This window comes from Halomonas sp. DP8Y7-1 (genome assembly GCF_019801685.1).
GTDB lineage: Bacteria > Pseudomonadota > Gammaproteobacteria > Pseudomonadales > Halomonadaceae > Halomonas > Halomonas litopenaei_A.
This window is the reverse complement of sequence record NZ_JAHVIN010000013.1, coordinates 135,209-162,196: the sequence shown is the minus strand read 5'-3', so window position 1 is coordinate 162,196 and position 26,988 is coordinate 135,209. Positions and strand designations below refer to the sequence as shown.

The following is a 26,988-nucleotide window of genomic DNA, read 5'->3' as shown; positions in this document are numbered from 1 at the left end:
TCTGCAGGAGGTGATCGCATGACCACGCCCTCTTCCACCTCCTCGCATCCCTTTGCTCCTGGCAAACCTGCACAGAAAGGCAAGGGCCGAGTCTTCCTTCTGGTCGCAGGATTAGTCGCCCTGGTGGCTGGTCTCACCCTCTACCATGAAGCGGGAACGCCATTTGGCTGGATCAGTCTGGTCCCTTCGCTGATCGTACTGGTCGTGGCCATCGCCACCCACCGCACCCTTGAAGCATTGGCCATCGGCTCCCTGTCAGGCCTCATCCTGATCGAGCCGGCCGATTACATCGGGACCCTGGCCGATATCTCACTCGATGTCATGATGAACGAGACCATCGCCTGGCTGATTCTGGTCTGCGGTCTGATGGGCGGCTTTATCGCCATGCTGGAAAAGTCCGGCTGCACCCTGAGCTTCAGCCACTTCATGAGCCGCCTGGTCAAGACTCGTCGGCAATCGTTGATCAGTACCGCCGTTCTCGGCCTGCTGATCTTTATCGATGACTACCTCAACGCTCTCGCCACATCTGCTGCCATGAAGCGACTTACCGACCGCTTCGGGGTATCACGCGAAAAGCTGGCGTACATCGTCGACTCCACGGCCGCTCCGATCTGTGTGCTCGTGCCGATTTCCACCTGGGCGGTGTATTTTGCCGAATTGCTGGAGACCAATGGCGCGACCGACGGGCCTGGCATGTGGCTCTATATCCAATCGATCCCGTACATGCTGTATGGCTGGGTGGCCATGGGCCTGGTCTTTCTGGTCGCGATCGGGTTGATGCCCGACCTCGGACCGATGAAGGCCGCTGAGCGTCGCGCCAAGGCCGGACAACCCATCCCCGATGGCGCCCCCGACGAACCGCTCAGTGACGACACCCCTCGCGGCAATCCCTGGCTTGGCCTGTTCAATTTCATTGCCCCCATGGCGGTATTGATCGGCGCCAGTGCCTACTTCGAGATCGACCTGCTCAAGGGCGTCATCGCCGCCACCCTGTTCACTATCGTGCTGTTCCTGGTGCAGCGCTTGTCGACCTTCTCGAGCTTGATGGATTCGATCATGGACGGCTTCCGTACCATGATGCTGCCCCTGGCCATTGTTGCCGTCGGCTTCATGCTCAAGGAAGTCAACGATCAACTGGGCATGACCCAGTTCATGATCGATACGCTGGCTCCTTACATCACCCCCGCACTGCTGCCTGCCATAGTGTTTGCTTCCATGGCCGTCGTGGTCTTTGCTACCGGCTCCTCCTGGGGCGTCTTTGTCATCTCGATCCCGATTGTGGTGCCCATGGCCGCCCATATGGGAGTGTCGATGCCATTGGTGGTCGGCGCCCTGCTGTCCGCCTCGAGCTTCGGCAGCCATGCCTGCTTCTTCTCCGACTCGTCGGTACTGTCCTCCCAGGGCAGCGGAGTACTGCCCATGCAGCACGCCCTGACGCAGCTGCCCTACACCCTGATCGGCGCCAGCATCACCACCCTCGGCTTTATCGTGCTGGGATATTGCCTGGCGTAGCACGGAAGCTTGGCGTGGCGCTTAAGCCTCGTGCATTGCCGGCAATGCCTATTGGCGAGGTCTGGCAGTCAACAGCACCGCCGCCCCCTGTGGGCGGCGGTGTCAGGTTCTATCTCGCGATATTGGCCGCCCTACAACCACCCCAGGCTCTGCATGGCCTGACTGGCGGGCTCAAGTCCGTAGCGGACGCACAGGAATCCGCCGAGACTAAGCGCCAGGGTATAGGGGGCGGCCATCCACACCATCCGTCGGTACGATAGGCGCACCAGCGGCGCCACCGTGGACGTGAGCAGGAAGAGGAATGCGGCCTGCCCGTTGGGCATGGCCACCGAGGGCAGGTTGGTGCCTGTGGCGACGGCGACCGACAGCAGATCAAACTGTTCAGCGCTGATCAGTGCCTGCTGGAACGCGGCCCGAATCTCGCTGATGTAGACCGTGCCAACGAACACGTTATCCGACACCATCGACAGCAGTCCGTTGCTGAGATAGACCCATCCCAACTGCTCTCCCCCGGTATGCGCGAGTACCATGTCGATCACCGGCACAAACAGGTGCTGCTCGACGATCACCGCGACAATGGTAAAGAACACCACCAGCAGGGCAGTGAACGGCAGCGCCTCTTCAAAGGCATGCCCCAGGGCATGCTCCTCGGTAATACCCAACAGCGAGCTTGCCAGTACGATCACGGCCAACCCGATCAAGCCCACCGACGCCTGATGCTGTGCCAGCGCCACCATCAACCAGGTGAGCACCCCCAGCTGGACCCAGAGTCGAGCGCGTTCGCTTACGCTACATCCGGCGCGGTCTTGCCGATCATGTTCGATCAGGATCTGGCGAATCGTGCCTGGGAGCCGCTGACCATAGCCACACAGATGGCGACTCTCCACCAACAGGCAGGTACCCAGCCCAGCCGCCAACACCGGGATGGTCACCGGCGCCAGTCTCAAGAAGAACTCGCCGAAGCCCCAGCCCGCCTGGTCCGCAATGATCAGGTTCTGGGGCTCCCCCACCATGGTCATGACTCCACCCAGGGCGGTACCCATGGAGGTGTGCAGCAACAGCGAGCGCAAGAACCGACGGTACTCCTGCAGCTCAGTGCGGCTGATATCGGACAGCCGCGTATCGTCAGCGTGATCGTGACTGTCGTGCTGGCCGCGGGCCGATGCGACGCGATGATAGATGGCATAGAAGCCAACGGATACGCTGATGACCACCGCCATGACGGTCAGCGCATCGAGAAACGCCGACAACGCCGCCGTCGTCAGGCAAAAGCACAGCGACAGTACACGTTTGGAGGAAATACCGACCAGAAGCCGGGTGAATAGCTTCAGCAGCAGCGGCTTCATGAAGGTGATACCCGCGACCATGAAGACCAGCAGCAGCAATACATCGAGATTGGCCGAGACCTCATCCATCACGTGGTGTGCATCGGTCATGCCCATGCCGACGGCTTCCAGGGCCAGCAGTCCACCAGGCTGCAGCGGATAACACTTGAGCGCCATAGTCAGGGTAAAGATGAATTCCGCCAGCAATAGCCAGCCAGCCACGAAGCCACCCAGCCAGAAGAACACGAGCGGGTTGATCACCAGGCAGGCAAGAAGCGAGAGCTTGTACCAGTCGGGGGAAGTCCCCAGGAAATGTCGAAATAGTGCCTGCGGTAACGTCGTCACCATCTGCAGTCTCCTCGTCACACTCACCAGACAGGAGTATGCAAGTAGGCAGCGGCGAGAACTGCGCGTCTGGATCAAGACTTCAGCCTGAACCAAAGGGGTAGCGACTTGTCAGCGCTTAGCCATCGGGATAGCGTGAGATCAGACCCCGCCAATGAGGAATGGAATGTGAAATGGGCCCGTAGCAGCCGCGACAAGATGCACCACCACGCCGATGACGTTGGCAACCTGCTTGTGGAAGGTTTCCACTACCTGGGGCTGTTCGTGATTGGTGGAATGATCGCCTGGGCCTCGGTGGGGACGTTCATCACCATGATCAGCTCTGGGCATGCAAGCGTAGACGACATTCTGCTGCTGTTCATCTACCTGGAGCTAGGCGCCATGGTCGGCATCTACTTCAAGACCAACCACCTGCCGATTCGCTTTCTACTCTACGTCGCCATTACTGCCCTGACCCGCTACCTGATAGGGGACATTTCCCACCATCCCAAGCCAGATATCAGCCTGCTCTATCTGTGCGGGGGCATCTTCCTGCTGGCATTGGCGGTGCTGGCCGTGCGTTATGCCTCGTATACCTTCCCCTCGAGTCGCCCCATTGATGCGTTGGGCAAGGAAGTGGACAGCGGCAAGTCGGAGTGAGCACTCCCCCGTCACGCCGTTGACTGCGAACCTACCCTTTGCACATGAACATCGGCCCGATGAATATCGGCCCATAAACATCAGCCCATGAAAAGAAAAAAGACGCCGGAAGCCACTGACGGGCTCCGGCGTCTTTTGGAGCTGCAGGGATCTCATCATCCCTTGGCGGCCATCCTCACGAGCGGTCGGTGGATTGCGTCACCACCTCCCACTGGGGCTGCCCCTGCTCCAGCAATACCCGGTCACCATCCGGCGCGCTCTCCAGGCGAGCAACCTGGCGTACACCGTCATATTCCCAGGCCACGTCATAGCCCAGCGTCTTCTCGCTGGTATCGTTGACCGTGTGGCAGCGCTGCTCGGTGGTGGTCACCGTCTGCCCGGACTCGATATGCCGCTGAACCTCTCGGCCGGCAAAGCCTCCGCCGATGGCGCCGGCCACCGTGGCGATCTTGCGCCCGCTACCGCCACCAATCTGGTTACCGACCAGGCCGCCTACGACGGCACCCGCGGCACTGCCCAGGATACTGTGAGGGTCACGGGTGGGTGCCTGACGCGACACCTGCACATTTTCGCAGACCTGGCGCGGTGTGCTGACGGTCTCGGTGACCGGCGTCACCGCGGTAATGTTGGCGAATTGAGGCCCCTGGGGCGCCTGCTGGACCTGCCAGGCACCAAAGGCCAAGCCACCGAGACCGAAGACCGCTAGGGTGGAACCGACAATGATCGACTTGCTCATGCTGTTCTCCTTGCTCCTTCACGGGCACTTATCACCCGTGATGGGCGTCTTGGCGTAGGTTGATGACACCATCCTAGCCATTATCGAACAGCGTTCGAAGCCTTCTCGGTCAACTTGCAAGGTTTTTGTCGTACTGTCGTCCCGACGCGACAAGGGTGGCCCCCATTGGCGACGCCGAGACGACAGCACTAGAGGACGCCGACCTAGGCTTTGTCCGAAAAGTCGACGAGCGAAGGTTAGACAAGGCAAAAATCGGTGAGAAAGCGCAGTTTACGAGGTGTAAATGAGCATTTTAAGGCGATTTTTAACGCCGTATCACCAAGCGCAGGCACTTTTCGTACAAGCCCTATAGTCCCAGCTTGTCCCGGGTCTCATAGTACCAGGCGCCGATAGCGGACAGTGGCACGCGCAGCATGCGTCCACCGGGAAACGGCAAATGAGGGAGGCCAGCGAAGGCATCAAAGCGCTCGTCGCGGCCGGTCATCACCTCACTGATCAGCCGCCCCGCCAGATGGGTGCAGGTAACCCCGTGTCCTGAATAGCCCTGGGCGTAGTAGACATTGTCATTGATGACACCGAACTGCGGCAGTCGGTTCAACGTCATCAGGAAGGTCCCGCTCCAGGCAAAGTCCACCTTGGTGGACTTGAGCTGCGGAAAGGTTTTTTCCATCTTCGGACGAATGACAGCCTCGATGTCAGCGGGGTCCTCGCCGCCATAGTTGACGCCGCCACCGTAGATCAACCGGTTGTCGCGGGTCAGCCGGAAATAGTCCAGCAGGTAGTTGCAGTCTTCCACCGCCATGTTGTTCGGCAGCAGCGAGCGGGCCAGGTCATCGCTCAACGGCTCGGTGGTGATGATCTGAGTACCGCAGGGCATGGACTTGGCCTCGAGCTCGGGCATGACGCCGCTCATGTAGGCGTTGCCCGCCATCACTACCCTGTCAGCGTGGACTCGCCCATGGCGGGTCTTGAGCTGTACCGGCTGACCATGCACCAGAGCTTCCACCGGACTCTGCTCGTAGATCACGCCACCCAGAGACTCAAGCGCCGCCGCTTGCCCCAGCACCAGATTCAAGGGATGCAGGTGACCGCCGGAATGATCGACCAGCGCCCCGCTGTAGCGGTCGCTGCCGACTTCACGGCGATAGCTATCGCCTTCCAGCAACTCCAGCTGATGGTGGCCGTAACGCTCCCACAAGGCCTTGTGTTCACGCAGCCCCTTGAGCTGCTTGTCGTTGCAGGCCGCAAACAGGTTGCCCTCACGCAGGTCGCAATCGATGCCGTACTGGGCAATACGCTCACGAATGATGCGGTTGCCTTCAAAGGCCATGTCTCCCAATGCCCGAGCCGTATCAGCCCCGTACTTGTCCTCGATGACATCCATGTCACGGCTATAGCTGTTGACGATCTGACCACCATTGCGACCAGAGGCACCATAACCGACACGTGCGGCTTCGAGTACGATGACCTTCAGCCCCTTCTCGGCCAGATGCAGGGCGGCGGAGATACCGGTGAATCCGGCACCTACCACACAGACATCACAACTCACGTCATCTGCCAACGCCGGACGCTGGGGACTCTCATTGGCCGAAGCGGCATACCAGGAGGCCGCGTGATGAACGCTGTTGGCTGATGCCGCCGCAGAGGACGTAGAAGCTGACCTGGCCATAAAAACCTCTCACATGGTTATTTTATTCAACATATGATCGCATTCTACGCGGTTGAAAGCGCCAAAACCAACCCCAGCGACATCAAATAATCACCACTCTAAGCTTCCATATGCATCGAGCCAGGCAATCGCCTGGCTCGATGTCAACGCCGACACGCCACCATCTACCTACACCCGAAGCAGTAGATGCTCACGCTCCCAGGAGGAGATCACCTGGAAGTACTCTCGGTGCTCGGCACGCTTGACCGCCAGATAGCTGTTGGTGAATCGCTCCCCCAGAATACCCGCCAGGGCCTCACAGCCATGCAGCAGGTCCAGCGCGGGGCCGATGTCGTCGGGCAGCTTGTTACCGCCCGACCAGGCAGACCCGACCATGGGCGGACGCGGTTCTACCTGGCCCAGCATTCCCAGGTAGCCGCAGGCCAGAGAGGCCGCCATCACCAGATAGGGGTTGGCGTCGGCTCCGGCCAACCGGTTCTCGACCCGGGTCGCCTCCGGCCCTGACACAGGGACACGCAGGCCTACCGTGCGGTTATCCATGCCCCACTCGACGTTGATGGGCGCCGAACCAGAGGTCTCGGTGCGCAGCAGACGCCGGTAGGAATTGACGTTGGGCGCCAGCAGCGGCATGGCAGCGGGCAGATAACGCTGCAGCCCGCCGATGAAATGGTGAAACAGGCGACTGGGCTGACCATCGTCACCGGCAAACAGGTTTCGACCCGTTGCCGGATCTACCAGGCTCTGGTGAATATGCATGGAGCTGCCCGGCTCGTTGGCCATCGGCTTGGCCATGAAGGTGCCATACATGCCATGACGCAGCGCCGTCTCACGCAGTACGCGCTTGAACATCACGACCTGATCCGCCAGCACCAGCGGGTCACCGTGCTGGAAGTTGACCTCCATCTGCCCGGCGCCTTCCTCATGGATCAGGGTATCCAGATCCAGATCCATCGCCTCGCAGTAGTCGTACATTTCCTCGAACAGAGGATCGAACTCGTTGACCGCATCGATGGAGAAGCTCTGTCGACTGCTCTCCTGTCGACCGGTGCGCCCTACCGGGGGCTCGAGGGGGTAGTCAGAGTCGGTATTGGTCTTGACCAGGAAGAACTCGACCTCCGGGGCCACGACGGGCGTCCAGCCTCGCGCTTGATAGAGCTCCAGCACGCGCTTGAGAACGTAGCGAGGCGCCAGCTCCACCGGCTCACCAGTGAGGTAGTGACAGTCGTGAATGATCTGGGCGGTGGGATCGTCAGCCCAGGGGACCAGAAACACCGCATTGGGGTCGGGGACCAGCTCCATGTCCCGCTCGGCGGGATTCCAGAAGCGGATATCCTCGTCGTCCGGGTAGCCGCCGGTCACGGTCTGAATGAAGATCGAGTCCGGCAGGCGCGGCCGACCACCGTTCAGGTACTTGCCCGCGGGCATGATCTTGCCCTTGAGGATGCCGGTGAGATCGGTGACCAGGCACTCGACCTCGGTAATACCATATTGTTTGAACCAGTCGCTAAGCGCTGGGCTTTCCTGGCGGTTACTCATGAGAGTGTTCCGTTGCGTAAGTGTCTCACTCGGTGGCCGAGCCCCGTCCCGGGGCCCGTGGCCGGGCCGACGCCGCGAGGCGCTGAACGCCTCGCGGCAGTGGCATCACCGAGCCTTTACCTCGGACCACAGCTGCTGGAAGGTCTGCAGCTGTTGGCCTGACAGGCTGGGGGTGAAGCGAAGGCGTTCCATATCGTCTTCGGTCGGCTGGGTCGGCGGCTGCGTCAGCACCTCATCGAGGTAAGGCCGCGCGGCCTCGTTGGGGCTTGCGTAATAGTTGTAATTGGACAGCTGAGCGCCAATTTCGGCGTCCAGAATGAAGTCGATGAACTTGTGCGCGAGTTCCGGGTTGGGGGCATCCACGGGAATGACCATGGAGTCCACCCACATCTCGGCACCCTCGTCGGGAATGATGAAGGCGAGATGCTCGAAGGTTTCCGGGTCTTCATCCTTGAAGTACAGATAGTCGCCATTGAAGGACATGCCGACGTGGGTAACGCCCCGCGCCAGCTGCTGCAGCGTCGGCGTGCCATCGGTAAAACCGGAGAAGTTATCGCGGTTCTTGGTTTCGATCAGCAGTCTCGCGGCCTGCTTCAAATCATCCAGACTGCTGCACTGGAAGTTGCCTACCAGATAGGCGCAGGCGCTGCCGGTGGCCACCTGGCCGTCCTGGATCATCGAGAACGGATAGTCGCCATTGACCTCCGGATCAAACAGCAATGACCAGCTCTTCGGCGCCTCAGGGAAGGTCTCGGTGTTATACACGATACCGGTGGTGCCCCACTGATACGCCGCCGAGTACTCAGCACCCGGGTCGAAGCTGGGGTCCTTGAACTGGTCCATCAGGTTATCGAAATTCGGGATCAGTGCACGGTCAAGCTTCTGCACCAGACCCGTCTCGATCATCCGCGGAATGTAATAGTTCGACGGCACCACAATGTCGTACTGGGACGTGCCGCCAGCATTGAGCTTGGCGATCATTTCAGGGTTCGAGTTGAAATAGTTGGTCACGACCTCAACGTCGTACCTCTCCTCAAACGCCTCGATGATCTCGGGGTCCATGTACTCGGTCCAATTGAACAGGTACAGCTTGCCCTCTTCGGCCTGAGCGGCCCCCGTGAACAGGACGCTGGCCAAGGTGATGCCGGCGGCGATGCGGTTGCGATAGAGCATGGTGTGGGTCTCCCTGGTGCCCTGGGTCATGGAACAGGTATCGGTTATCGGTCCTTCACGCCTTGCGCCGATTGATGGCAAGGCTGGCGACAGCAGCCAGCGCCACGGCAGCGATCATCAAGGTGGCAATGGCGTTGATCTCTGGTGAAACCCCCTTCTTGATGGCCCCCCAGATATAGATCGGCAAGGTGGCGCTTTCCGGTCCCGAGGTGAAGAAGCTGATGACGAAATCATCCACCGACAGGGTAAAGGAAAGGAAGAAGGCAGATATCAACGCCGGTTTGATGGTCGGCAGCATGAAGTGCACCACCCGCTTGATCGGGGTCGCGTACAAGTCCTTGGCCGCCTCGAACAGGGTGGGGTCGAGCCCCACGAAACGGGAGTAGACAATCAGCGCCACAAACGGAATCTGAAAGGTCACGTGAGCGATGATCATCGTCCCGAGTCCAGGCTTGAACCAGCCGGTCAACTCGTGGAGCTTGACGAAAAAGGCCATCTCGGAGATGCCAAAGACGATATCCGGCAACACGATCGGCAGATAGATCAGCACGATCAACCAGCCCAGCTTGCGATGCCGGTGGCGATACATGCCGTACCCGATCAGACAGCCGATCGCCAGGGCGATCAGTGACGATGCCAGCGCCAGCACCAGGGTATTGCCGAAGGCACTCATGATCTGGTCATTGGCAAACAGCTGGTGATACCAGCGCAGGGAGAAGCCGGTCATGCTGGCGGCGCTATTGGCGGCGTTGAAGGAAAACATCACCACCACAGCCAGCGGCAGGTACAGGAAGACCAGGGTCAACCACCAGAAGCCCGTCAGTCCACGCTTGAGGGTGCGCTTTCTCATATCACCACCTCCTCTCCACCGCCCAGGCGTTTGCCAATACGCCGCATGGCATAAAGCCCAGCAAAGGTTGCCAGCAGCATCAAGATGGCGCCGGCGGCGCCGAGCGGCCAGTTGGAGCCACCCGAGAACTGGTTGGCGACCAGGTTGCCCAGCATCAACGCCTTGCCACCGCCCAGCAGCTCAGGGATCACATACATGCCAAAGGCCGGGATGGCCACCAGTACCACGCCCGCCAGCAGTCCCGGCAAGGTCTGCGGAAACACCGCGTGCCAGAAGGCCTTGATGGGCGTGGCGTAGAGATCCTGGGCCGCCTCGACCTGCGCCGTATCCAGTTTTTCAAAGGCGGCGTACAGCGGCAGCACCATAAACGGCAGGAAGTTGTAGACCAGGCCCAGGGTGACGGCGAAGTTCGACGGATACAGGCCCATGTTCGGGGCAATCAGTCCCAACGTTTCGGCGGCAGCCGACAGCGGCGTCCCCGGTGCCAGCAGATTCATCCAGCCAAAGGTGCGGATGACCTGATTGGTCCAGGACGGCACGACCACCAGCAGCAGCATGATCGGCCGCCAGCGAGCTCGACAGGTGGTGATGTAGTAGGCGATCGGATAGGCCACGACGACCACCAACCCTGTCGCCACCACGGTCTGCCACAGCGACCTCAACAGCGTATAGAGGTTGCCCGGGCTCCAGCCCAGAAAGCCGAATCCCGCCAGCTGGCGAAAGGACTCCAGCGACAATGGCATCTCGGGCAGTCCATAGGGCCCGTTGGTCATGAAGGCCACGCCCATCAGATAGGCACTGGGCAGCACCAGAAAAAGGATGATCCATGCAGCACCGGGACTGACGGTAAACAGCAGATGCCTGGTCTCGGTCACCATGGCTCGGCTACGGCCGAGCACAGCAGTATCGTTCATGCTCGGTCCCCCTATGCAGCAACGGTCACAAGATCTTCAGCGGCCACCACCAGGGTCACCTCGTCATCCACCTCGGGCAGCCGGTGTCCACGGTTGTTGATCGTGGCCTGGATCGTGGCCGCGCCGACCGCCAGGCGAAACTCGGCGTGACTGCCCCGATACAGGCGTTCCACCACCCTGCCATGCAGGTGATTGGCGCCCTGCTGCGTTCCCGGCAGCACGTCCAGGGTTTCAGGGCGAATCAACAGCAGCTCATCGCTGCCCGCCGTGCCCGGCTCGAGCACCAGTTCGCCCAGCTCGGTGGTCACCCGATCCCCCTCCCGGCGGCTGATGGGATAGAGGTTGTCATGTCCCATGAAGCGCGCCACAAACGCATTGACGGGCCGTTCGTAGACATCACGTGGCGGCCCCACCTGCTGGATCGTGCCTCCATTGAGCACGGCGATACGATCGGACATGACCATGGCCTCGTCCTGATCGTGGGTCACGAACACGAAGGTCATGCCCAGCCGCTTCTGTACCCTCAGCAATTCCACCTGCAGCTGGCTGCGCAAGCCCGCATCAAGCGCCGACAGAGGCTCATCCAACAGCAGTACGTCCGGCTCGCACACCAGCGCTCGAGCCAGGGCAATGCGCTGACGCTGGCCGCCCGACAGCTGATCGATACGCCGGTCGATGAGATCCCCCAGCTGGATAAACTGCGCAATACGCGCCACCCGCTCTTCCCGCTGCTGACGATCGACACCGCGCATCTTGAGGCCAAAGGCCAGGTTCTCGCGCACGGAAAGGTGCGGAAACAGGGCATAGGACTGGAATACCGTATTGACGCTGCGCTGGTGGGGCGGCACGTCGGTGACATCACGCTGGCCGATGGTCAGACGTCCATCGTCGGCTTCTTCCAGGCCCGCGAGGATTCGCAGCAGGGTTGTCTTGCCGCAGCCAGACGGCCCCAACAGAGTAAAGAATTCTCCCGCCTGGATAGTGAGATCAACGCCATCAAGAGCCACGGTGCTGTTGCCGAAGCGCTTGTGCAGTCCCTGCATATGGATCGACGAGGCGCTGCGCTCTGGTCCGCCGTCTGCGGGCCGGTCGTGCTCTGAAGGACCATGCTCTGACAGCTCGTGCTGTGACGAACCGTGCGGTTGTGCAACATGCTCAGCCTCGCCGGAGTCCGCGGGCGTAGCGCTGGAATCACCCGCATGCTGGGTCGCACGCTGAGCGGAAGGTATCTCGGTCATAGGGGGGATCCTCGTCATGGTCGGCACATCAGTGAAACGCTGCGGTCGTTAAAGCGTGACCGTGCATTGCTACAGCCGATCGCGAAGCTTGTAGAAATGTGTGGCGAGCAACAACAGCGGCGTCCTCAAAAGACGACCGCCAGGGAAGCGGCGATGGGGCATGGCAGCAAAGACATCGAAGCGCTCGCTCTGGCCGGCAATCGTTTCCGCCATCAGCTTGCCGGCGAGGCCGGCCATGGCCATGCCATGTCCAGAGTATCCTTGCGCGTAGTAGACGTTGGCCGCTACACGCCCGAAGTCCGGCGCCCGATTGAAGGTGATGGCGACGTCGCCACCCCAACGGTAGTCGATCTGAACATCGTTGAGCACGGGAAACAGACGCCGAATCTTGCCATCAATGCGCGCCTCTAGCCCACGTGGAGGGCGTCCATCGTAGCTGACCTCGCCGCCATAGATCAGGCGACGGTCCGCCGACAGCCGATAGTAATCCAGCACGAAGTTGGCATCGGACAGCGCATCGTTACGGGGCAGCACCAACGCGGCCTGCTCTTCACTCATGGGCGCGGTGGCAATCATGTAGTTGGCGCAGCGCATGACCCGCCCGCTCAGGCGGGGCAGCAATGCGTCGCCGTAGGCATTGGTCGCGACCACCACGCTGTCGGCGGTGACCTGCCCCTGTGGCGTGAGCACCCGCGCTGGGGTGCCCTGCTCGATCGACGAGACCGGACTGAAACCGTGGAAGACGGCCCCGGCCTGCTGCGCTGCACGGGCGAGACCCAAGGTGTAGTTGAGGGGATGGAGGTGGCCCGCTTCCGACTCCCACAGGGCGGCCGGATAGGCGTCGGTCACCACATGCTCCTTGAGTGCGGCACCCTCGCGCCATTCAAGCGCACGGTAATCGTACTTCCGTGCCATGGTGTCCTGGTGCTCGCGCAGCTCGCGAACGTGGCGCGGTTTCACCGCTGCATGCAGGTAACCCCAGGCAAGCTCGCAAGGAATGTCATGCTGCTTAATGAGGTCAGCGGTCAGACGAACCGCCTCGCGACTCATCTCCCAGATATCCCGTGCAGCCGATAGCCCAAGGGCTTGCTCCACGGTACTCATGTCGGTGCCAAGCCCCGGCAGGATTTGCCCACCACTGCGACCAGAGGCGCCGTAGCCGACCTCCTGAGCTTCCAGGACCACCACCTTGTAGCCACGCTCGGCCAGATGAAGTGCTGTCGAGCAGCCGGTAATACCCCCACCGACCACACAGACGTCCGCATGCACCTGGCCTTCTAGTGCCGGTGTCGGCGCCAGCTCCACCTTGATGGAGTCGCGGTACCAGGAGGCCGCCGCGGACGAGGAAGAATCTGTCATGGGAGAATCCGTGTTGGTTGCGTAAACGCTTGTTGTTATCGAATCTCACACCTTTTTAGCAAGGTGATGACGACAGTGTGCCATTTTTTCGCCACCAGGCGTCAAGTATCCAATAACACAAACCTACTAACCCTAAGGTCAGTAATTCCTAACGCATGGCCATCCTGATGGCCTTGACGAAAATGTCTCCAGCTACGACACCTAGACTTTGCGCTTCTGGCTTCATATCGTCCCGGACGACCAAAAGACATCGTTAACGCGTCGGTCATACTGTTATGCAGCTGGCAGAACGTAGCACCATCAAGGTAAAAAAACTCGACACCTGGTCCAGGCCCAATACGCTCACATCGCCATCATCAACGATGAGCGACGAAGCAGACTAGCAGAAATACGCGAGCACACAACGCACGCCATCATCAGGGCTCTCGCGCTGACTGGGCTTCGTGTCCCAACGCCTCCAGAAAGACTTCCAGCACGCGATGCGGACGCCGATCACGGCGAGTGATGGCGACGAACGGCGTCTCGTAGGCGGCCTGCTCCGGGCAAAGCTCACGCAGCCGCCCCTGGGCCACCCAGATCTGGGCATGGTGATCTGGCAGGTATCCCAGGTAGGCCCCGGTGAGGATAAGAAAGGCGGCACCCTCGCGGTCGGATGCAGTGGCGCTGGCCTTGAGCCCCTGATGGCGCTCACGACCGTCATCCGGGAGTGGATAGGAAGGCACCACCGCGTCCCAGTCGGTGAGTGCGTCCAGTGCCACGTCCTTTGCGTCGAACAAGGGGTGCCCTCGACCGCAGTAGAGCCCGGAACGCTCGCTGTAGAGCGCATGACTGTCGAGGCTGGTGGGAAGATTGACCGCCGGAACCACCCCCACATGCAGGCGGCCATCCAGCACTCCCCTGGCAATCTCTCCCGGGGGATCCATATGCATATTGATGCGCACATCGGGGCCCTGGGTCTTGAGGCTGGCCAGGGCATGGGTAATGCGCATCTCAGGCGAGCTGACCAGCGTGTCCGTGATGCCGATATTCAGCTCACCACGAAGGCTGTGATGCAGCGCATTCACCTCGGTGCGAAAGGCTTCGAGCCCGGACAGCAGACGTCGAGCCCCTTCCAGAACCTCGCGGCCCTCCTCGGTCAGCGCAAAGCCGCCTCGACCGCGGCGGCAGAGTTTGAGCCCAAGACGCTTTTCCAGATCCCCCATGTGCAGACTGATGGCCGACCGACTGATGCCAAGCTCACTCTCGGCAGCGGAAAAGCCGCCGCACTCGGCCACTGCCTTGAACACCCGAAGCAGGCGGATATCAAAATCCGTGACGGGCCGCTGTCGGCTCACGGCGTCTGCTCTTGCGGCTGAGACTCGGTGGGACGCTGGCGGCACTCAGGACAGTGAGGGTCGCGGCTCAGCCGGTAGTGACGCCACTCACCGGACAGGCCATCAAAGGTAGCGAGTCCCTGGTGCGCCTGCCCCGCTCCCGCCAGCAGCTTGACCGCCTCAAGGGCCTGAAAACAGCCGATCACCCCCACCAGGGGGGAAATCACGCCACTCTCGGCGCAGGACAGTGCCTCATCCTGCTGGTCGTCCTGGGGGTAGAGGCAGGCGTAGCAGGGACTCTGCTCCTGGCGCGGATCGAATACCGCCAGCTGGCCAGAGAACCGAATCGCCGCCCCGGACACCAGCGGGACGCCGGCCGCCACGCTGGCGGCGTTGACCGCATAACGACTGCTGAAACGATCGGTGCAGTCCACGATGACGTCGACCTTGCTGGCCAGGGCAGCGAGGGCGGCGGTATCGAGATGCTGCTCGACGATATGCACCTGACAGCCCTCGTTGAGCGCCGTGGCAGCCTCTGCGGCAGAGCTCGCCTTGTTGCGTCCCAGGTCTGCCTGGCGATGGGCGATCTGGCGCTGCAGATTGGACAGCTCGACACTATCGGCATCGGCGATGGTCAGCTCGCCGACCCCGGCCGCGGCCAGGTACAGCGCCACCGGAGACCCCAGCCCTCCGGCCCCGACGACCAAGGCATGACTGCCTAGCAGGCGCTCCTGCCCTTCGATGTCGACCTGAGGCAGCATGATCTGGCGGCTGTAACGCAGCAGTTGCTGATCATTCATGGCGCGGTCACTTGTCCTCGAATTCTGCGATGTCCGGCACATGCAGGGCGAAGTCTTCCTTCACCTCCTCCATGACCACGTAGCTCTTGGATTCCTTTACTCCGGGCAGCGTCAGGACCACATCGCCCAGCAGCTGGCGATACGCCGACATTTCCGGAATCCGGCACTTGAGAATGTAGTCGAACTGACCGGAGACCAGGTGGCACTCCTGGATCTGGGGCAACTTTGAGACCGCCCGGCGAAACTCATCGAAGACGGCGGGAGACTGTGTCTCCAGACTGATCTCCACAAAGACCAGCAGGTTGGCCTTGAGCATGCGCGGATTGAGAATGGCCTTGTAGCCGCGGATAACGCCGGAGCGCTCCAGGCGCTTGACCCGCTCCAGGCAGGGCGTGGTGGACAGCCCTACCTGAGCGGCGAGGTCCACATACGACACACGGGCATTGTCCTGAAGGCAGCGAAGGATCTTGAGATCAATACGATCAAGGGAACGGTTCTTGGTTTTCATTGTGGTCCTGATGATCTAGCGGCAGGGACAGTGAGCTGGAAAGATCGACCAAAAAAGACCTGACAAAGAGGCATTTCACAACAATCTCTCGCGCCCCGCCGCGCGGTGGCAACGTATTTTTCTGATTATCAGTATCACAGCCCTCTGACGGACTCCACCCCGAGGTTCAACGCAGCGGCCGCTTCAGCGCACCACTATCCCCGAGGAGACCGCCGTCATTCGCGCCTGTCCTGCCGCTGGGTCCAAGCACGGCGGAGAGCTATGGCAACCACTGCCCAAGCGTCACTCGCGAGTGTCCCGCCAGATCCCGAAGACTGCTGGCATTGGCATAGCCCAGTGCGATCAACTGGTCGCGCACCGCCGTCGCCTGGTCGAAGCCGTGCTCCATCATCAACCAGCCTCCAACCGTAAGGTGCTCTCGCGCCTGGTCGGCAATCGTAAAGAGATCCGCTAATCCTCGGTCGGCGGCCACCAGCGCCGAAGCCGGTTCATAGCGCACGTCTCCCAGGTCCAGATGAGGGTCATCCGGATCAATATAGGGAGGATTGGAGGCAATCAGATCAAAGCGCTCACCGGCGACAGCCGTAAACCAGTCGCTCTGCTGAACGCGGACCTGCAGTCCATGACGACGCGCATTGCGCCGCGCCAGCGCCACGGCATCCACAGACAGGTCTACCGCGGTGACATGCCAGGCCGGGCGCTCGCTGGCAACCGCCAGGGCGATGGCCCCGGTACCGGTGCCCAGGTCGAGAAAACGGCCGATGTCGGCCTGCGCCTTTTCCAGCGCCGCCGTGACCAGGGTTTCGGTATCGGGACGGGGGATCAGCGTGCTTGGCGCCGTCTCCAGCGTCAGTCCCCAGAACTCTCGCTCGCCGGTCAGGTAGGCCACCGGGGTGCCCTGGGCGCGGGCAGCGACCAGAGCCTCGAAACGCGCCCTTGCCAGCGGTTCCATGGGGCGGTCGCCCCAGGTGTAGAGCCAGGTGCGATCGACCCCGAGCACCTTCATCGCCAGCACTTCCGCATCCAGCCGCGCAGTGGGGCTGCCAGCGGAGGCGAGCCTCGCCCCCGCGCGGCCCAGCAACAGGTCGATGCGCATCAATGCTCCTGCTGCAGCGCTGCCAGCTGTTCCGCCTGATACTCATGGATCAGCGGCTGGATCACCTCATCCAGCCCTTCTCCTGATACCACCTCACCGAGCTTGTAGAGCGTCAGGTTGATGCGGTGGTCGGTCACCCGCCCCTGGGGGAAGTTATAGGTGCGGATGCGCTCACTGCGATCCCCCGACCCGACCAGCGAACGGCGGGCATCGGCCTGCTCCTGCCGCTGACTGTCCTGGGCGGATTGCTTGAGCCTGGCGGCCAGCAGTGACATCGCCTTGGCGCGATTCTTGTGCTGACTGCGCTCTTCCTGACATTCCACGACCACGCCGGTGGGCAGGTGGGTGATACGGATGGCAGAGTCGGTGGTGTTGACGTGCTGACCACCCGCACCGCTGGAACGAAAGGTATCGACGCGAAGATCGGCAGGGTTGATATCGATATCGGAGACCTCGTCCGCCTCCGGCATCACCGCGACGGTGCACGCCGAGGTATGGATACGCCCCTGGGACTCGGTGGCGGGAACTCGCTGAACGCGGTGGGCCCCGGACTCAAACTTGAGCCGTGCATAGACCCCCTCGCCCTTGACCCGCGAAATGATTTCCTTGTAACCGCCCTGCTCACCGTGGCTGGCGCTGACCACTTCGACCTTCCACCCCTGGTTTTCGGCGTAGCGGGAGTACATGCGAAACAGGTCACCGGCAAACAGCGCCGCTTCGTCACCGCCGGTGCCGGCACGCACCTCGAGAAAGACGTTACGTCCATCATCAGGGTCCTTGGGCACCAGCAGCTGCTTCAGCTCGACCTCGAGCGCCTCGAGTCGCTCAAGCCCTTCTTCGCGCTCCAGCTGAGCCAGCTCACGCATATCGGCGTCGGCGTCCTCGGCCATCTGCTCGGCAGTGGCCACATCCTCTTCGATGCTGCGATAGCGCTGCCAGGCCTCTACCAGAGGCTCAAGCTCAGCGTATTCACGAGAGTAGTCACGAAAGCGAGCCTGGTCGCTGATCACATCGGGCTCTGCCAGCAGGGCAGAGAGTTCCTCGAAGCGGTCGACGAAGGCATCGAGGCGCTCACGCAGGGAAGCTTTCATCGGTTATTCCTTGAAATCATGTAAGAGGGAGCAGCACACCCGACAGCCGCAGCCCGAGCTGAGCGCATCAGCCCGGCGAATGGGACTCGCCCAGCAGCAGCTCCACAGCAGCATCCATCAGCTCCTGGCGCTCGTCGGCCGCGGCGCCTCGCAGCGCCAGGGTCGGCTGGTGCAACAGGCGATTCGTCAACTGGTGGGCCAGCCGCCGAACCACGGCCTCAGGGTCTTCCCCCTTGGCCAGCCGCTCCAGGGCCTGAGCCTGGGCCTCGTCGCGCAGCGCCTCGCCCTTGGCACGCACGTCACGAATCACTTCACCGGCGCCACGAACGCGGCGCTCCTTGTGCCAGTGGGTAACGCCATGCTCGATCAGCGATTCTGCCTGATCCGCGGCCACCTGGCGGTGGCGGCGATTTTCCTCGATGACCTCCTGCAGGTCATCGACGGTATAAAGGAAGATATCGGACAGGTCCCCCACCTCGGGCTCAATGTCCCTCGGCACCGCGATGTCCACCATAAACACGGGGCGATGACGGCGACGCTTCAGCGCCCGCTCCACCATCCCCTTGCCCAGTATCGGCAGCGGCGCCGCCGTGGAAGAGATCACGATGTCGGCATGTTCCAGCGCCTCGGGAATTTCATCGAGGCTGATAGCGGTGCCACCCAGGGCACCGGCCAGCACGCTGGCGCGCTCGCGGGTGCGATTGGCCACGGTCAACTGCTGCACCCCCGCCTCATGCAGATGGCGGGCCACCAGCTCGATGGTCTCGCCCGCCCCGATCAGCAGCGCTCGGGCGCGACCAAAATCATCGAAAATGCGACTGGCCAGACTGACGGCGGCATACGCCACCGACACCGGGTTCTCACCGATGGCCGTCTCGGTACGCACCTGCTTGGCGACGGCAAAGGTATGTTGAAACAGTCGCTCGAGCTCTCCCCCCAGCCCCTGCGCCTCGCGCGCCGCCTGATAGGCGTCCTTGATCTGCCCCAGAATCTGAGGCTCACCCAGCACCATGGAATCGAGACCTACCGCCACACGCATCAGGTGTCGGGCGGCATCCCCATCCAGATAATGGTAGGCGCAGTGCAACAGCTCTTCTCGGGGTAGGGCGTGAAACCGGCTGAGCCAATCAAGTACGTCGGACTCGCCGCGAGCATCGGTGACGCAGTACAGCTCGGTACGGTTACAGGTCGACAGCACCGCCGCTTCGTGCACACCAGGCAGCGCGCGCAGCTCGTTGAGCGCCAGCGTCAGCTGCGAGGGGCCAAAAGCCACCTTTTCGCGCACCTCGATGGCGGCGGTTCGATGATTGATGCCAAGGGCGAGCAGGGTCATGCGTTCGACGTCTTCATCAGCGGGTGTCTGGGGTGGTCCAGTGAACCACTCCTGCAAGGCGCCCTATCCTACCATAGGGTGTGGCGAGCTCGCTCCCTTGTCGCCGCCTTAAGGTATTGACCTTTGCCAAGAGACGCCAAGCCGTTATGCTGGGATTCCTGATGGAAAAGATGATGCCTCAATGCCTTCGAACGCGCGCCAAGGAATGCCAGCCCGCACCCTGCTTGCCCTGTCGCTGACAGCGTGGCTTGCCGGCTGCCAAAGCGTCTCCTATAGCCCCAGCGGCAGCGCCTATGACATGGCATCCGACGACCCGATGGCGGGCGCTCCCCCGATCACCCGGGGGCTCGACGCCGAAGGCCTGTCGACCCTATTGATCGCGGAGATGGCTGGCCAGCGCGGCGACTATCGTCGAGCCACCGAAGGCTATCTGGCCGCCGCCGAACGCTATCGCTCGCCGGCCCTGGTCGAGCGCGCCACCCTGGCGGCACGCTTTACCGACGATACCGCCTTGATCGAACGCGCAGCGCGCCAGTGGCAGTCGGTCTCTCCAGAAGCCCCGGTGGCGGCTCAGATTCTCGGCAACCTGGCGGGCAGCCGCGGCAACTGGACAGAAGCGCTGCAGCAGCGACTGATCGCCCCCGGGGAAGACGACATTACCCGCTTCGTCGACACCGCTCTGTCCAGCGGCGCCGATCCTCAGGCGCTGGCGGCACAATTGAACGAGGCGTTGACCACCGGTCAGCGCGACGCGCGCCAACGGGACGACCTGCAGCTGGCCTTGGCCCTGACCGATTCCGCCTCGGGCAACCACGACGCGGCACAGCGGCGAATTGCCGCACTCGATGCCAGCAGCCGTAACAGCACCCAGGGACTGCTGGCGGAATCACGCATCGCTCTGGATGCAGGCCGCTACCAGCAGGCTCGCAGCACCGCACGCCGCGGCCTTGACCAATCACCGGAAGATCCTCGCTTCCTTCTTCTTATGGCGCGAGCCGACATCCGTCTGGGCAACCTGACCTCCGCCGAGGGGAACACCGACACGCTGCTGGATACCCGCGGCGATAACCCGCTGCTGCGGGTCGGCCTGGCCCAGCTCTACCTGGAAGAAGGCCATCGCGCGCCGGCCCGACGTCTGCTGCTGCCGCTGGTCGATGACCCTCAGGCGCCCAGCGCCCTCTATTTATTACTCGGCAGCATCGCCGAGCAGGAAGGCGACGTCGATAACGCCCTGCTGTACTACCGGCGAGTCCCCCCTGGGCCCGACTTCCTGCTGTCCCGTCAGCGGGCGGCCAGCATGCTGATCGAGGCCGATCGACTGCTGGATGCGCGCGCGTTCCTGCGGGTCGAACGCCTGCGCCACGATGAGGCCTATACCGGCCTGGTGGTCACCGAAGTCCAACTGCTCGACCAGCAGGGCATGAATGCCCAGGCCGAGACATTGCTCAATCGCGAACTGACCCGCACACCGGAAGACGGCGACCTGCGCTACTTCCGCGCCATGCGCGCCTGGACCGAGGGAGACATGGACACCTCGGAACAGGATCTACGCACTCTGGTCGAACAGCAGCCGGACAATGCGGTCGCCCTCAATGCCCTTGGCTACACCCTGGCAGATGCAGGCGACCCTGATGACTTCGCCGAGGCAAGGCGACTGATTCAGCGCGCCTACGACCTGTCGCCGGACAATCCGGCGATTCTCGACAGCCTGGGCTGGATCGCCTATCGCGAAGGCAAACCTGAGGTCGCGCTACCCTGGATTGAACAGGCCTGGCGCCAGATTCCGGACCAGGAAGTGGCGGCCCACCTGATTGAGGTGCTGTGGGATCTTGGCGAGCGCGAACGCGCCCGCGACCTGCTCAAGCAGGCGCAGGAACGCTTCGAGGAGCGCCCGCTGATTGTCGACCTGCTGGATCGACGGCCAGAAATTGCCCCCTGACAGTACCAGGCGTCTGCCGGGTAGGTGACCGCCCTCCCCCGCAACGCTCTACCTTTATTCTCATAGTGTGTCTCCCGATGACCCGCAAGGACCCCGCGATGATGCCTTCTCTACGACTTCCCGCTATCGCCCTTGGCCTTTCTTTATTGGCTGGCTGCGCCACCTCCCAGAGCGTGACCGAGCCGCGCACCGAGCGCGAAGCCGGCGACTGGGAAGCGCAGCTGTCCCAGGTGGAAGCCTTTACCGCCTGGAACCTGACCGGCAAGGTGGGACTGCGCACCCCTGAAGACTCCACCAGCGCCAACCTGGACTGGCGCCAGACGCCCTACCACTACCGCCTGCTGGTGACGGGGCCGATGGGCGCCGGCCGCAGCACCCTGGAAGGCCGTGACGGCCGCGTCTCGTTGACGACCAGCGAAGGGCGCTTCGAGGCCGACAGCCCGGAAGCCCTGATGGAACAGCGCCTGGGCTGGTCACTGCCGGTGTCCAGTCTGACCGACTGGGTAAGAGGACTGCCCGCCGACAACAGCGACCACCGCATGACAGAAGATGAGCTCGGCTTTCCGGCTACCCTGGAACAGGACGGCTGGGAGATTGACTATCGTGGTTGGGAAGATGTGTCTGGTACCTGGCTGCCGCGCCGGTTGGTCATGACCTACGACGACCTGCGCGCCACCCTGGTGGTCAATCAGTGGCAACCGCTCGAAGAATGACGCGCACCTTTGCTTAAGCCATGACGCAAACCATCACCCACGCCATCACCCACGCCATCGCTCGGCCTGTCACCAGGGCAGTCATGTGGGCAGTCATTCCAGCAGTCATTCGAGCAGCCGCGGCTGCTCGACGGCACGACCAGTAAAGGCAACATGGCCATGCCCCAGCCACCCACCACCGCCACGCGGCTGACCTTGCCCGCCCCGGCGAAGCTAAACCGCATGCTGCATATCGTCGGCCGTCGAGCCGACGGCTATCACGAGCTGCAGACGCTGTTCCAGTTCCTCGACCATGGCGACGACATTACCATCGAGCTGCGCGAGGATGGCCAGCTGGTGCTGGACGCTGCCCTCGACGGCGTTGCTCCCCAGGACAACCTGGTGTGGCGCGCCGCCAGGCACCTGCAACAGACCAGCGGCTGCCACCTCGGCGCTACGCTCTCGGTAACCAAGCGGCTGCCCATGGGGGGTGGCCTGGGCGGCGGGAGCAGCGATGCTGCCAGCGTGCTGGCAGGACTCAACCATCTATGGGGTCTGGGCATCCCGCGCCCGCAGCTGGCTGAGCTTGGGCTCAGCCTCGGCGCCGACGTTCCGGTCTTCGTCAACGCCCACGCCGCCTGGGCCGAGGGCATCGGTGAGCGCCTGACCCCGGTGGACCTCGATACCCCCTGGTTTGTGGTCGTGCACCCCGGTATCAGCGTATCGACCCCCGCGGTCTTCACTGCGCCAGAATTGACACGGAACACCCCCGCCATTACCATGGCGCGCGCACTCAAGGGGGGAGCGTCGAGCTGGCGCAACGATTGCGAAGACACTGTCAGGCAGCGCTATCCTGACGTGGCTCGTGCCTTGGACTGGCTGAACACCCGGGCGCCGTCGATGTTGACGGGTACCGGAGCATGTGTTTTTGCCCGTCTGACGTCGGAAGCCGACGCGGTGGCGCTGCTTGAAGCAATAGAGCAGCAGCAACCGGACTGGCACGCCTTCAAGGCCAAGGGCCTGAATCGATCGCCTCTCCTCGACGCCCTGCCCGATGATTGAGGCAGGACGTTATTGCTGGGGTATCGCCAAGCGGTAAGGCACCGGTTTTTGGTATCGGCATGCGGAGGTTCGAATCCTCCTACCCCAGCCAACTTCCTTCTGAGTCCTGGACTCACTCCCCCAGACTCACACTGAAGACCCAACACAGCAAAGGTGGCTGCGCGTGTCAAAATTGATGGTTTTCGCCGGGAATGCCAACCCCGAACTCGCCCGTAAGGTCGCCGAGAGCCTGGACAGCCGGCTTGGCAATGCCACGGTCGGTCAGTTCAGCGACGGAGAGGTCGCGGTCGAGATCAACGAGAACGTGCGCGGCAAGGATGTCTTTGTCCTGCAGTCCACCTGTGCACCGACCAACGACAACCTGATGGAACTGATCCTGATGGTTGACGCCCTGCGCCGGGCCTCCGCTACCCGTATCACGGCAGTGGTGCCCTACTTCGGCTATGCCCGCCAGGATCGCCGCGTGCGCTCTGCCCGTGTACCGATCTCGGCCAAGATCGTCGCCGACATGATGGTCAAGGCGGGCGTTGACCGGGTGATGACCATGGACCTGCACGCCGATCAGATCCAGGGCTTCTTCGATGTTCCGGTCGACAACGTCTACGGTTCACCGATCCTGCTCGACGACATCGAGCGCCAGAACTACGACGATCTGGTAGTGGTCTCCCCCGACGTTGGCGGCGTTGTCCGCGCACGTGCCATCGCCAAGCAGCTGAACGCTGATCTGGCGATCATCGACAAGCGTCGTCCCCAGGCCAACCAGGCTCAGGTGATGCATATCATCGGTGATATTCAGGACCGCACCTGTGTGGTCGTGGACGACATGATCGACACCGCTGGCACCCTGTGCAAGGCCGGTGAGGCCCTCAAGGATCACGGCGCGCGCCGTGTGGTGGCCTATGCCACCCACCCGATCCTGTCTGGCCCTGCGGTGGACAACATTTCCGAGTCGGTTCTGGATGAGGTCGTGGTGGCAGACACCATCCCGCTGTCCGAAACCGCTCGTCGCAGCGGGCGTATTCGCCAGCTGAGCGTGGCCGGCCTGATCGCGGAAGCGATTCGCCGTGTCAGCAATGAAGAATCCGTCAGCGCGATGTTCCACTGAGCCTGCGAAAGGCCAGCACATTGCGCGGGTAACGCGCCCCGGTCTCCGGGGCACCTGGAACCATCGAGGTCTGGTCGCGGGCTCGGTGGCTTCCTTACTTTTAGCCAAGAGGCAAATCCATGTCTGACTACAAACTTACCGCCAACGTTCGTAACGACCTGGGGAAAGGTGCGAGCCGCCGCCTGCGTCGTGCGAACCAGCAAGTGCCTGCCATCATCTACGGTGGCGAGAAGACGCCGCAGCCCATCGCTGTGGACAAGACCGCCTTCTACAAGGCCCTGGAAGAAGAAGCCTTCTTCTCCTCCGTCATCACCCTTGAGGTAGATGGCAAGGCCCAGCAGGTTGTCGTGCGTGACCTCCAGCGTCACCCGTACAAGCCGCTGGTGACCCACGCTGACTTCCTGCGTGTCGATGCGACTCACGAGATCACCATGCGCGTACCGCTGCACGTGGTCGGTCAGGACGAGTCCAAGGCGCTCAAGGAGCAGGACGGTGAACTGCACCAGCTGGCCAACGACGTTGAAATCAGCTGCCTGCCGAAAGATCTGCCCGACTACCTCGAAGTCGACATCGCCGGCCTGGAGCTGGGCAGCACTCTGCACCTGTCCGACCTCAAGGCGCCGGCTGGCGTCACCATCGTCGAGCTGACCTACGGCGAAGACCATGACCAGGCCATCGTCAACGTGACCAAGGCCAAGGCCATGCAGTCCGACGAAGAAGCTGCCGAGGACGAAGCTGCCGCCGCTGATGCCAGCGCCGACGCTGCCGAGGAAGCGAAGAACGAAGGCGAAGAAGGCGACAAGGAGTAATCCCTGTCCGCTTGATTCAAGGGCCACTGCGGTGGCCCTTTTCGTTTTCATCGATCGCTTTGCCCAGCGTCGCGCCGCCGAGGCCCTGAGCAAAGCGCTTGCCCGCACCGCGGCCGGAGACATGAGCATGACACGGATCAAGGCACTGATTGGCCTGGCCAATCCCGGCGCCCAGTATGAGGCGACCCGCCACAACGCTGGCGCATGGCTGGTAGAGGAAGTGGCCCGCCAGGCGTCTGCCGAGCTACGCCCGGAAAAGAAGTTTCTTGGGCTTTATGCCAAGGCCTTTGTGGAAGGACAAGACCTGCACCTGCTGGTACCGACGACCTACATGAATCGCTCCGGCGCCGCCGTGGCCGCCCTCGCCAATTTCTTCAAGCTGGCCCCTGACGAGATGCTCGTCGCCCATGATGAACTCGACCTGCCCCCTGGCAGCGCCCGCTACAAGCAGGGCGGCGGCCACGGTGGACACAACGGCCTGCGCGACATCATCAGCGCACTGGGCAATGACAAGTCGTTCCATCGTGCGCGCATCGGCATCGGCCATCCGGGCAGCGCCAATCTGGTCACCAACTACGTGCTTGGCCGTCCCGGCAAGAGCGAGCGAGAGGCGATCGACGGCGCGCTGATCGAGTGCCTGGCGACACTGCCCCAGGCCCTGGCGGGCGACTGGGCCAAGGCGATGAATCGCCTGCACAGCCATTCGGCCTGACGACAGACTCCCGCGGCAGCGCTCAGCGGGTCGAGACAGGCTGTCACTCTGCCACTCGACGTCATACACTGATGCGCTTTCTGCGATGACTCGACTTCCTTCACCTTATTTCAGGAATCACCCATGGGATTCAACTGCGGCATCGTTGGCCTGCCCAATGTCGGCAAGTCCACCCTCTTCAACGCCCTGACCAAGTCCGGCATCGACGCCGAGAACTTCCCGTTCTGCACCATCGAGCCCAATGTCGGCATCGTGCCGATGCCGGATCCGCGTCTCGATAAGCTGGCGGAGATCGTCAAGCCGGAGAAGGTCGTACCGACCACCATGGAATTCGTGGATATCGCCGGCCTGGTCGCCGGCGCGTCCAAGGGTGAAGGCCTCGGCAACCAGTTCCTCGCCAATATCCGGGAGACCCAGGCCATCGCCCACGTGGTGCGCTGCTTCGATAACGACAACGTCATCCACGTGGCCAACCAGGTCGATCCGGCGGCGGATATCGAGACCATCAACCTGGAACTGGCCCTGGCCGACCTGGATACCGTGGAAAAGGCCATCCAGCGCCTGGTTCGCGTGGTAAAGGGCGGCGACAAGGACGCCATCGCCACCAAGGCGGTGCTCGACCGCATCCAGCCTCACCTGGCAGAAGGCCAGCCGCTGCGCAGCTTCGATCTCTCTGACGACGAGAAGAAGCAGATCAAGAGCTTTGGTTTCCTGACGCTCAAGCCCACCATGTACATCGCCAACGTCAACGAGGATGGATTCGACAACAATCCTTACCTCGACGTGGTGAAGGGTATTGCCGAGGCGGAAGGCGCGGTAGTGGTGCCTGTGTGCAACCAGCTCGAGGCGGAGATCGCCGAGCTGGACGACGAGGAACGCGAGATGTTCCTGGCCGAGATGGGCATGGAAGAGCCCGGCCTCGATCGCGTGATTCGCGCTGGCTACGCGCTGCTGGGTCTGCAGACCTACTTCACGGCAGGTGTGAAGGAAGTGCGTGCCTGGACCGTCAAGGTCGGCGCGACGGCCCCGGAAGGCGCTGGCGTCATTCATACCGATTTTCAGAAAGGCTTCATCCGCGCCGAAGTCGTGGCCTACGAAGACTTTGTCAGCCTCAACGGTGAGCAGGGTGCGAAGGACGCCGGCAAGTGGCGCCTGGAAGGCAAGGACTACGTGCTGAAAGACGGTGACGTGGTGCACTTCCGCTTCAACGTCTGATCCAGGCGCTACACGCT

Annotated in this window: 24 protein-coding genes and 1 tRNA gene; 10 read left to right on the top strand and 15 right to left on the bottom strand. The window is 62.2% G+C overall.

All coding sequences use genetic code 11. From position 1 onward, the window contains the following. Positions 1-18: 18 nt before the first annotated feature. Complete coding sequence (locus KUV41_RS16710) at positions 19-1,512, top strand: Na+/H+ antiporter NhaC family protein (protein WP_222486810.1); 1,494 nt, start codon at positions 19-21, stop codon at positions 1,510-1,512. Between the two features lie 131 nt (positions 1,513-1,643). On the opposite strand, the gene nhaB is transcribed toward KUV41_RS16710, so the two are convergent. Beyond that, positions 1,644-3,185: a sodium/proton antiporter NhaB gene (gene nhaB / locus KUV41_RS16705; protein ID WP_222486809.1), complete on the bottom strand. Its 1,542-nt coding sequence runs from the start codon at positions 3,183-3,185 to the stop codon at positions 1,644-1,646. A gap of 165 nt (positions 3,186-3,350) precedes the next feature. Here nhaB and KUV41_RS16700 point away from each other — a divergent pair, with 165 nt between their 5' ends. Beyond that, on the top strand, positions 3,351-3,821 hold the full coding sequence (locus KUV41_RS16700; protein WP_222163532.1) for a phosphate-starvation-inducible protein PsiE: 471 nt from the start codon (positions 3,351-3,353) through the stop codon (positions 3,819-3,821). 175 nt (positions 3,822-3,996) lie between these two features. Here KUV41_RS16700 and KUV41_RS16695 read toward each other — a convergent pair whose 3' ends face one another. From KUV41_RS16695 to hemA, 14 genes are all read right to left on the bottom strand, one after another. Next, complete coding sequence (locus KUV41_RS16695; RefSeq protein ID WP_206943382.1) at positions 3,997-4,557, bottom strand: glycine zipper 2TM domain-containing protein; 561 nt, start codon at positions 4,555-4,557, stop codon at positions 3,997-3,999. 346 nt (positions 4,558-4,903) lie between these two features. Next, positions 4,904-6,226: an NAD(P)/FAD-dependent oxidoreductase gene (locus KUV41_RS16690; protein ID WP_206943383.1), complete on the bottom strand. Its 1,323-nt coding sequence runs from the start codon at positions 6,224-6,226 to the stop codon at positions 4,904-4,906. Between the two features lie 168 nt (positions 6,227-6,394). Beyond that, complete coding sequence (locus tag KUV41_RS16685) at positions 6,395-7,762, bottom strand: glutamine synthetase family protein (RefSeq protein ID WP_206943384.1); 1,368 nt, start codon at positions 7,760-7,762, stop codon at positions 6,395-6,397. Between the two features lie 105 nt (positions 7,763-7,867). Then, positions 7,868-8,935 (bottom strand): PotD/PotF family extracellular solute-binding protein, encoded by a 1,068-nt coding sequence (locus KUV41_RS16680; protein WP_206943385.1) that lies wholly within the window; start codon positions 8,933-8,935, stop codon positions 7,868-7,870. Positions 8,936-8,990: 55 nt separating this feature from the next. Further along, the gene (locus KUV41_RS16675) at positions 8,991-9,785 is read right to left on the bottom strand and encodes an ABC transporter permease (protein WP_206943386.1); all 795 of its coding nucleotides are present in this window, start codon (positions 9,783-9,785) and stop codon (positions 8,991-8,993) included. Then, positions 9,782-10,699: an ABC transporter permease gene (locus KUV41_RS16670; RefSeq protein ID WP_206943388.1), complete on the bottom strand. Its 918-nt coding sequence runs from the start codon at positions 10,697-10,699 to the stop codon at positions 9,782-9,784. Before KUV41_RS16670 ends, KUV41_RS16675 begins: the two co-directional genes overlap by 4 nt. Positions 10,700-10,710: 11 nt before the next feature. Then, entirely contained in the window at positions 10,711-11,937 is a 1,227-nt protein-coding gene (locus KUV41_RS16665) for an ABC transporter ATP-binding protein (RefSeq protein ID WP_222163536.1), read from the bottom strand. A gap of 69 nt (positions 11,938-12,006) precedes the next feature. After that, positions 12,007-13,296, bottom strand: a complete 1,290-nt coding sequence (locus tag KUV41_RS16660) for an NAD(P)/FAD-dependent oxidoreductase (protein WP_222486808.1) — start codon at positions 13,294-13,296, stop codon at positions 12,007-12,009. Between the two features lie 416 nt (positions 13,297-13,712). Beyond that, positions 13,713-14,630 carry a LysR family transcriptional regulator gene (locus tag KUV41_RS16655; protein ID WP_315900604.1) on the bottom strand — a complete coding sequence of 306 codons (918 nt, stop codon included), beginning with the start codon at positions 14,628-14,630 and terminating at the stop codon, positions 13,713-13,715. Continuing rightward, positions 14,627-15,409 carry a HesA/MoeB/ThiF family protein gene (locus KUV41_RS16650; protein ID WP_206943395.1) on the bottom strand — a complete coding sequence of 261 codons (783 nt, stop codon included), beginning with the start codon at positions 15,407-15,409 and terminating at the stop codon, positions 14,627-14,629. The genes KUV41_RS16655 and KUV41_RS16650 overlap by 4 nt, the downstream gene beginning before the upstream one ends. A 7-nt stretch (positions 15,410-15,416) precedes the next feature. Further along, the gene (locus tag KUV41_RS16645; protein ID WP_206943397.1) at positions 15,417-15,917 is read right to left on the bottom strand and encodes an Lrp/AsnC ligand binding domain-containing protein; all 501 of its coding nucleotides are present in this window, start codon (positions 15,915-15,917) and stop codon (positions 15,417-15,419) included. A 259-nt stretch (positions 15,918-16,176) separates the two neighbouring features. After that, on the bottom strand, positions 16,177-17,013 hold the full coding sequence (gene prmC / locus KUV41_RS16640; RefSeq protein ID WP_222486806.1) for a peptide chain release factor N(5)-glutamine methyltransferase: 837 nt from the start codon (positions 17,011-17,013) through the stop codon (positions 16,177-16,179). Then, positions 17,013-18,104 (bottom strand): peptide chain release factor 1, encoded by a 1,092-nt coding sequence (gene prfA, locus KUV41_RS16635; RefSeq protein ID WP_206943402.1) that lies wholly within the window; start codon positions 18,102-18,104, stop codon positions 17,013-17,015. Before prfA ends, prmC begins: the two co-directional genes overlap by 1 nt. Before the next feature lie 67 nt (positions 18,105-18,171). Further along, the gene (gene hemA / locus KUV41_RS16630; protein ID WP_222163703.1) at positions 18,172-19,437 is read right to left on the bottom strand and encodes a glutamyl-tRNA reductase; all 1,266 of its coding nucleotides are present in this window, start codon (positions 19,435-19,437) and stop codon (positions 18,172-18,174) included. Between the two features lie 205 nt (positions 19,438-19,642). Between hemA and KUV41_RS16625 the strand changes: the two genes are divergently transcribed. From KUV41_RS16625 to ychF, 8 genes are all read left to right on the top strand, one after another. Next, positions 19,643-21,376 carry a tetratricopeptide repeat protein gene (locus KUV41_RS16625; protein ID WP_261389674.1) on the top strand — a complete coding sequence of 578 codons (1,734 nt, stop codon included), beginning with the start codon at positions 19,643-19,645 and terminating at the stop codon, positions 21,374-21,376. Between the two features lie 98 nt (positions 21,377-21,474). After that, complete coding sequence (lolB, locus tag KUV41_RS16620) at positions 21,475-22,089, top strand: lipoprotein insertase outer membrane protein LolB (RefSeq protein ID WP_261396087.1); 615 nt, start codon at positions 21,475-21,477, stop codon at positions 22,087-22,089. Positions 22,090-22,248: 159 nt separating this feature from the next. Then, on the top strand, positions 22,249-23,130 hold the full coding sequence (ispE, locus tag KUV41_RS16615) for a 4-(cytidine 5'-diphospho)-2-C-methyl-D-erythritol kinase (RefSeq protein ID WP_206943408.1): 882 nt from the start codon (positions 22,249-22,251) through the stop codon (positions 23,128-23,130). Between the two features lie 16 nt (positions 23,131-23,146). Beyond that, positions 23,147-23,221, top strand: a tRNA-Gln gene (locus tag KUV41_RS16610). Between the two features lie 72 nt (positions 23,222-23,293). After that, complete coding sequence (locus tag KUV41_RS16605) at positions 23,294-24,235, top strand: ribose-phosphate pyrophosphokinase (protein WP_206943411.1); 942 nt, start codon at positions 23,294-23,296, stop codon at positions 24,233-24,235. Between the two features lie 119 nt (positions 24,236-24,354). Further along, a complete protein-coding gene (locus KUV41_RS16600; protein ID WP_206943413.1) occupies positions 24,355-25,044 on the top strand; it encodes a 50S ribosomal protein L25/general stress protein Ctc in 690 nt (229 codons plus the stop codon). Positions 25,045-25,171: 127 nt separating this feature from the next. Beyond that, complete coding sequence (gene pth / locus KUV41_RS16595; RefSeq protein ID WP_206943628.1) at positions 25,172-25,756, top strand: aminoacyl-tRNA hydrolase; 585 nt, start codon at positions 25,172-25,174, stop codon at positions 25,754-25,756. A gap of 123 nt (positions 25,757-25,879) precedes the next feature. Next, positions 25,880-26,971, top strand: coding sequence for a redox-regulated ATPase YchF (gene ychF / locus KUV41_RS16590; RefSeq protein ID WP_206943415.1), 1,092 nt, complete (start codon positions 25,880-25,882; stop codon positions 26,969-26,971). Positions 26,972-26,988 lie beyond the last annotated feature (17 nt).

Excerpts from the sequence above, each read along its gene's own strand:
- ychF (WP_206943415.1), top strand. The coding sequence starts at position 25,880 with ATGGGATTCAACTGCGGCATCGTTGGCCTGCCCAATGTCGGCAAGTCC.
- KUV41_RS16625 (WP_261389674.1), top strand. The coding sequence starts at position 19,643 with ATGCCAGCCCGCACCCTGCTTGCCCTGTCGCTGACAGCGTGGCTTGCC.
- prfA (WP_206943402.1), bottom strand. The coding sequence starts at position 18,104 with ATGAAAGCTTCCCTGCGTGAGCGCCTCGATGCCTTCGTCGACCGCTTC.
- KUV41_RS16680 (WP_206943385.1), bottom strand. The coding sequence starts at position 8,935 with ATGCTCTATCGCAACCGCATCGCCGCCGGCATCACCTTGGCCAGCGTC.
- nhaB (WP_222486809.1), bottom strand. The coding sequence starts at position 3,185 with ATGGTGACGACGTTACCGCAGGCACTATTTCGACATTTCCTGGGGACT.
- KUV41_RS16675 (WP_206943386.1), bottom strand. The coding sequence starts at position 9,785 with ATGAGAAAGCGCACCCTCAAGCGTGGACTGACGGGCTTCTGGTGGTTG.
- KUV41_RS16690 (WP_206943383.1), bottom strand. The coding sequence starts at position 6,226 with ATGGCCAGGTCAGCTTCTACGTCCTCTGCGGCGGCATCAGCCAACAGC.
- KUV41_RS16600 (WP_206943413.1), top strand. The coding sequence starts at position 24,355 with ATGTCTGACTACAAACTTACCGCCAACGTTCGTAACGACCTGGGGAAA.
- KUV41_RS16685 (WP_206943384.1), bottom strand. The coding sequence starts at position 7,762 with ATGAGTAACCGCCAGGAAAGCCCAGCGCTTAGCGACTGGTTCAAACAA.
- KUV41_RS16650 (WP_206943395.1), bottom strand. The coding sequence starts at position 15,409 with ATGAATGATCAGCAACTGCTGCGTTACAGCCGCCAGATCATGCTGCCT.
- KUV41_RS16645 (WP_206943397.1), bottom strand. The coding sequence starts at position 15,917 with ATGAAAACCAAGAACCGTTCCCTTGATCGTATTGATCTCAAGATCCTT.
- hemA (WP_222163703.1), bottom strand. The coding sequence starts at position 19,437 with ATGACCCTGCTCGCCCTTGGCATCAATCATCGAACCGCCGCCATCGAG.
- KUV41_RS16660 (WP_222486808.1), bottom strand. The coding sequence starts at position 13,296 with ATGACAGATTCTTCCTCGTCCGCGGCGGCCTCCTGGTACCGCGACTCC.
- ispE (WP_206943408.1), top strand. The coding sequence starts at position 22,249 with ATGCCCCAGCCACCCACCACCGCCACGCGGCTGACCTTGCCCGCCCCG.
- KUV41_RS16695 (WP_206943382.1), bottom strand. The coding sequence starts at position 4,557 with ATGAGCAAGTCGATCATTGTCGGTTCCACCCTAGCGGTCTTCGGTCTC.
- prmC (WP_222486806.1), bottom strand. The coding sequence starts at position 17,013 with ATGCGCATCGACCTGTTGCTGGGCCGCGCGGGGGCGAGGCTCGCCTCC.
- KUV41_RS16670 (WP_206943388.1), bottom strand. The coding sequence starts at position 10,699 with ATGAACGATACTGCTGTGCTCGGCCGTAGCCGAGCCATGGTGACCGAG.
- KUV41_RS16665 (WP_222163536.1), bottom strand. The coding sequence starts at position 11,937 with ATGACCGAGATACCTTCCGCTCAGCGTGCGACCCAGCATGCGGGTGAT.
- pth (WP_206943628.1), top strand. The coding sequence starts at position 25,172 with ATGACACGGATCAAGGCACTGATTGGCCTGGCCAATCCCGGCGCCCAG.
- KUV41_RS16710 (WP_222486810.1), top strand. The coding sequence starts at position 19 with ATGACCACGCCCTCTTCCACCTCCTCGCATCCCTTTGCTCCTGGCAAA.
- lolB (WP_261396087.1), top strand. The coding sequence starts at position 21,475 with ATGATGCCTTCTCTACGACTTCCCGCTATCGCCCTTGGCCTTTCTTTA.